This window comes from Streptomyces pathocidini, assembly GCF_001418495.1.
Lineage (GTDB): Bacteria > Actinomycetota > Actinomycetes > Streptomycetales > Streptomycetaceae > Streptomyces > Streptomyces pathocidini.
Window position 1 is genome coordinate 1 of the sequence record NZ_LIQY01000127.1, and the last position, 5,513, is coordinate 5,513.

At 73.4% G+C, this 5,513-nt stretch carries 5 protein-coding genes and 1 pseudogene; 4 read left to right on the top strand and 2 right to left on the bottom strand.

What is annotated here, in order from left to right:
* The 3 genes from AOK16_RS07915 to AOK16_RS07925 form a co-directional block, all read left to right on the top strand.
* Positions 1 to 307: acyl-CoA dehydrogenase C-terminal domain-containing protein (locus tag AOK16_RS07915; RefSeq protein ID WP_169790873.1), on the top strand; the 307-nt coding region annotated here is incomplete at its 5' end.
* A 29-nt stretch (positions 308 to 336) separates the two neighbouring features.
* Entirely contained in the window at positions 337 to 1,332 is a 996-nt protein-coding gene (locus AOK16_RS27625) for an ACP S-malonyltransferase (protein ID WP_055471523.1), read from the top strand.
* Positions 1,329 to 2,819, top strand: coding sequence for a UbiD family decarboxylase (locus AOK16_RS07925; RefSeq protein WP_055471524.1), 1,491 nt, complete (start codon positions 1,329 to 1,331; stop codon positions 2,817 to 2,819). Before AOK16_RS27625 ends, AOK16_RS07925 begins: the two co-directional genes overlap by 4 nt.
* Before the next feature lie 29 nt (positions 2,820 to 2,848).
* Here the strand turns inward: AOK16_RS07925 and AOK16_RS07930 are convergent, their stop codons facing one another.
* A complete protein-coding gene (locus AOK16_RS07930; protein WP_055471525.1) occupies positions 2,849 to 3,274 on the bottom strand; it encodes a VOC family protein in 426 nt (141 codons plus the stop codon).
* Positions 3,275 to 3,489: 215 nt separating this feature from the next.
* Between AOK16_RS07930 and AOK16_RS07935 the strand changes: the two are divergent.
* Positions 3,490 to 4,273: pseudogene (locus tag AOK16_RS07935) on the top strand (VOC family protein).
* A 112-nt stretch (positions 4,274 to 4,385) separates the two neighbouring features.
* Here AOK16_RS07935 and AOK16_RS07940 read toward each other — a convergent pair.
* Positions 4,386 to 5,177, bottom strand: a complete 792-nt coding sequence (locus AOK16_RS07940) for a heme ABC transporter ATP-binding protein (protein ID WP_055471526.1) — start codon at positions 5,175 to 5,177, stop codon at positions 4,386 to 4,388.
* Between the last annotated feature and the right edge of the window lie 336 nt (positions 5,178 to 5,513).

The window sequence follows — 5,513 nt, forward strand, 5'->3', positions numbered from 1 at the left end:
CCATTCCCCGGCCCCGTACTCCACGGTCCCGTACCCTCCGGCCCTGTACGAAGCCGGACTGCACTCCCGGCGGGCGCTGCTGGCCCTCGGCGATCTGCTGATCGCCTGGCTGCTGTGCCGGCAGGCGGAGCTCGCGGCGAGGGCGGCCCCCACCGCGCGGACCGCCGCGGACCGGCACTTCTACGACGGGAAGCGAGCGGTCGCCCGCTTCTTCACCAGGGAAGTCCTGCCGCGCCTGGCCGCCGACCGGGCCACGGTGGCGGCGGCCGACGCCTCCGCGATGGCCCTCCGGGCCGAAGCCTTCTGACGGCAAGCGACAGTTGAGGGGAGTCCGCCATGGCCCACCGGCCGTACATCGCCCTCTGCCCGGGCCTGGGCGGGCACGACAGACGGCTGCCCCCCGACCTGTGGCCGGTGGTCGGCGGAGCGCGGGCCTGGGAACGGGCCGACGCGGCCGCGGTCGGCTGCGGCCTGAAGCCGCTGTCGGACATCGCCCGCGAACCGGAGGGCGAACCGGAGAACGGTGCCGTGCCCCCGGGGTTCCGCGGCGAGGTGTTCCGGTTCGTCCTCACGGTGGCGCTTCACGAGGTCCTGAGCGCCCAAGGTGCCGTACCGCAGGCCCTGTTGGGGCACAGCTTCGGCCACCAGTCGGCCCTCATCTGCGCGGGAGCCTTCACCGTGGACGACGGCGTACGGCTGCTCGTCGCCCGGGAGGAGGTCCTGCGCCGCCACGCACCCAAGGGCACGGGCATGACGACCCTGGACGTCGGAGCGGCGGAGGCCCGGGCACTCCTGGCCCGGGTGGCCGACCCCCTGCTGGCCGTGGCCTGCTACAACTGCCCCCGGCGTACGGTCGTCTGCGGCCCGGACGGCTCGCTCGCGCGGGTCGAGGAACTGGCGCGGGCTCGCGGCGGCACGGCCATCCGGCTGCCCACCCCGTACGCCTTCCACGGGCCCGCACTCGCCGGAGCCGTGGAACCCCTGCGCGCTGCCTCGCGCTCGATCCGCCAACACCCCCTCCGTACCCCGGTGTTCTCCGCCGTGACCGGGCGGTTCTGCCGCGACAGCGACGATCTGCTCGGCGAGATGGCCCACGCCGTGGCCCACCCGGTCCACTTCCTGGGTGCCGTGCGCGAACTCCGCGCCGGGGGTGCGGAAACCTACGTGGACCACGGGCTCAAACCCATGCTCACCCCGCTGCTCCGGCAATGCGACCCGGACGCCGCCACCCACCACTGCCTGGACCCCTACCACCCGGCCCCGCTCACCGTGGGGCAGGTCCTGCGCGACCTGGCGGGTGCGCGCCCGAACCCACAGGGGAGGACGGGATGAAGCGCATCCCCAGCCTGCGTGCGTACCTGGACGCCCTGGACGACCTCGGCGACCTGCGGATCCTCCGGCACGAGGTCGACCCCGAGCTCGAACTCGGCGCGACGGTCAGGCGCGCCTACGAGACGAGAGCCCCGGCCCCGCTGTTCGAGCGGGTCCGGGGCGCCGCGCCCGGATTCCGGGTGCTGGGCGCCCCGGCCGCGCTCAGCAGCCGCGCGGACCAGCCCTTCGCCCGGCTGGCGCTCTCGCTCGGCCTGCCGCCGGGGTCGACGCCCCGGGACATCATGGGCGTCCTGTCCGCGGCCCACGACCGGCCTCGTATCCCTCCGCGCGAGGTGGCCCGCGCCGACGCCCCGTGCAAGGAGAACGTCCTGCTCGACGACGCCGTCGACCTGGGACGGTTCCCGGCACCGCTGCTCCACGACGGCGACGGCGGCCGGTACTTCAACACCTGGGGCACCGTCGTCGCGGCGACACCCGACGGGTCCTGGACCAACTGGGCCGTCGCCCGCGCCATGGTGCTCGACCGCCGCCGGATGACGGGCGCCGTCGTGCCCACCCAGCACCTCGGCATGATCCACCGCCAGTGGGCGGAGCGCGGGCAGCCGATGCCCTTCGCCCTCGCCCAGGGCTGCGAGCCCGGCGTGCCCATCGTCTCGGGGATGCCGTTCCCGGCCGGAGTGGACGAAGCCGACGTCCTGGGCGGCCTGTTCGGCGAGCCGGTCGACGTCGTCCGGTGCGAGACCGTGCCGCTGTCCGTGCCCGCCACCGCCGAGATCGTCGTCGAGGGCCACCTGTCCCACGAGGAGACCGCTCCCGAAGGGCCGATGGGGGAGTACGCGGGCTATCTCAGCGGCGCCCCGAGGCCCCAGCCGGTCTACCGGGTGACGGCCATCACCCACCGGAACGACCCCATCCTCCCCGTCGTGGTGGCCGGACAGCCCGTGGACGAGGACCACACCGTGTCCGCGCTGACCGCGGCGGCCGAGTGCCTGCGCGTCCTGCGCGCGGCGGACCTTCCGGTCGAGATGGCCTGGGTGCCGCTGGAGACGGCCGGGCACTGGTGCGTGGTCACCGTCCGGGCGGACTGGAGGCAGCGGTACGGCTCCGACCCGCGGGAACTCACCCGCCGGATCGCCGAACTCGTCCTCGCCACCCGCTTCGGCGCCTGGATGGCGCGGATCATCGTCGTGGACGACGACGTCGACGCGACCGATCTCGGCGAAGTGGTCTGGGCGTTCGCGACCCGCGGCCACCCGCGCGACGGCCTGCTCGTGTTCGACGCGATGCCGCTGCTGCCCCTGATGGTCTGCTACACGGCGGCCGAGCGGATGGCGGCCGAGGGCCCCAAGCTCGCCCACAACTGCCTGCTCCCCGCCCCCGGCCCGGACCGGCCGCGGCGCTGCTCCTTCGAGCACAACTACCCGGCCGAGATACGACGGCGGGTCCTGGAGCGGGAGGTGACGGGCAGGCGCCCGGCAGCCGGCTGACCGTCAGGCGCCCGGCGCCCGGTTGGCTGTCAGGCGTCAGGCACCATGTTGACCGGCTGGCCGATGCCCAGCATGTTGCCCTCACTGTCGCGGAACCAGGCTCCGCGCTCGCCCGTCGAGCCCTTGCTCGGGTAGTTGCCCTCGACCTCGGCGATGCCGTCCACGGTCCGGAGCCCCGCGACGTCGACTTCCTCGAAGACCACGCCCCGGCGCCGGAGTTCGGACGTGGCCGCCTCGATGTCCGCGACCTCGAAGGCCATCTGCGTGAAGGTGCCCGGGGAGGCTCCCGTCGACGCGAAGAGCGCGAAGTCCGTTCCGCCGCAGCGGTACAGCAGCCCGCCGGGCCGCTCGTCCACCGGCTCCAGGCCGAGCTTCTCGGCGTAGAAGCGCCGGGCCCGGTCCAGGTCCTGGGTGGGGAGCCGCGTGGCGACGCGCGCGCTGTCCAGAGGTCCCATTGCTCCGTCTCCCGTATCCGTTCCGAGGTCGTCTTCGAGGTCGTGCCGCTCGCGGCGCCGAGTCCATCAAGCACCTCGCGCCGCCGCAAGCAACGCGCCGACGGCGCCGCGCCCCAAAAAATTGACCATACGTTCGATTTTCCGCACGGCGTGGAGCGCGATCAGCGAATAGCGTGGCAGGCCGGACATTTCCCTAACTCAGGAGGCAGTCAGGCATGGCCGTGAAACCTGAAGGCGCGCCCTGTTGGGTCGACGCCATGTTCCCCGACCTGGAGGCCGCGAAGACCTTCTACGGCGAGCTGCTGGGCTGGACCTTCGGCGAGCCCGACGCGGAGTTCGGCTACACGCAGGCGTACGCGGGCGGCGCGAACGTCGCCGGAGTCGGCCCCCAGATGCCCGGCTGGAGCGGACCGCAGGCCTGGACGCTGTACTTCGCCTCGGCGGACGCCGGGGCCACCGCGGACAAGATCCGCGAGCAGGGCGGGGAGCTGCTCACCGACGTGATGCCCGTGGGCGACTACGGCACGATGCTCCTCGCCAAGGACCCCGGCGGTGTCGTCTTCGGCATCTGGCAGGCGGGCACCCACGAGGGCTTCGGCAAGGAGGGCGAGCCCGGCTCGTACGCCTGGGCCGAGATCACCACGCGCGACGCGGGGAAGGCCGACGCCTTCTTCCCGGCCGTCTTCGGCTACGAGGTGCGGACGCTGGAGGACGACGCCATCGACTTCAAGCTCTACAACCTCGGCGGCGACACGGTGGCCGGCCGGCTGAAGATGACCCCGGACTTCCCGCCCGAAATGCCGCCGTACGTCAGTGTACTTCGCCGTCGAGAACTGCGACGACGCGATCGCTACCGTCACCCGGCACGGCGGCCAGGTCCACTTCGGGCCGCACGACAGCCCGTTCGGCCGCTTCGCAGCCGTCTCCGACCCGCAGGGCACGGCCTTCGCGGTGATCGACCTCCGGACGACGAAGGGGGAGATGCCCAAGGTGAGCTGACGCGTGCGTGGTGGGAACTCGCTGCCAACGCTCTTCTTCATGGGGCCCACCCCGGAGGGGCGTTCTCGTCAGCCCGGTTGGGTGTGGACCCCGCTGCGCATTCGGCGTCCCCTTACCCCGACCGCTTCGGCAGTACCAGCGGCACTCCCGTTCGCGGATGCGGTAGGACCTCCACCGGCTGGCGGTAGATCCGACTCAGCAAGGAGGCCGTGAAGACCCTCGACGGTGGGCCCTCGGCGGCAATTCGGCCGGTGTCCACGATGGCTACGCGGTCGGCGTGGGCGGCGGCCAAGGCCAGGTCGTGGAGGACGATGACGACCGCGTCGCCCGCTGCCGCGCGCTTGCGGCAGATGTCCAGCACCAGCTCCTGGTGGCGCAGGTCGAGCGCGGCCGTCGGCTCGTCGAGAAGCAGAAGCGGGGCCCGTTGCGCCAGGACGCGGGCCAGGGCCACGCGGGCTCGTTCGCCGCCGGACAGAGAAGAGAAGGGGCGGGCGGCGAACTCCGCTGTCTCGGTGGCCGCCAACGCCTCCGCCACCGCTTCGTCGTCCTGGTCCTCCAGGGCCGTGCCCGCCCAGGGGGCGCGCCCCATCCGTACGACCTCCTCCACGGGGAACGGGAAGGCCAGCGTTGTCGACTGCGGCAACACCGCCCTGTGCAGGGCCAGTTCGCGGGCCGACCAGTGCGCCACCGGGCGGCCCGCGACCCGTACCTCCCCGCGCGCCGCCGGAAGGTCGCCGGACAGGGCGGCCAACAAGGTCGACTTCCCCGCACCGTTCGGGCCTACCAGCGCCAGCACCTCGCCCGCCCGGGCGACCACCTCCACACCCGTGAGGGTTTCGCGCCCGCCGAGGCGAACGTGGAGCCCTCGGGTCTCGGCCACCGCCGTACCTGTCGCCACGCGCATCGGCAACTCGCGGCGACGGCCGGAGAGTCCGGCGAGCCCGGAAAACCGGATGAGTCTGGAAGACCAGGTGAGTCCGGTGAGCCTGGCGAGCCCGGAGAACATGCGGTCGTCAGCCGAGCCGCCGGACAGCAGACCGCCGGTGCCGGGGCGCCCGTGGTCGTCAGCCGGGCCGCTGGATGGCAGACCGCCGGTGCCCACGCGCTCGGGATCCGCGCGGCCCGTGGTCCATGGCTCGGGATCCGCGCGGCCGACGGCCCAACGCCTGGGGGCCCACCGCCCGGCGGTGCCTCCGGCAGTCCACCGCCCGGCGATGCGCCCGGCAGTCCACCGCCCGGC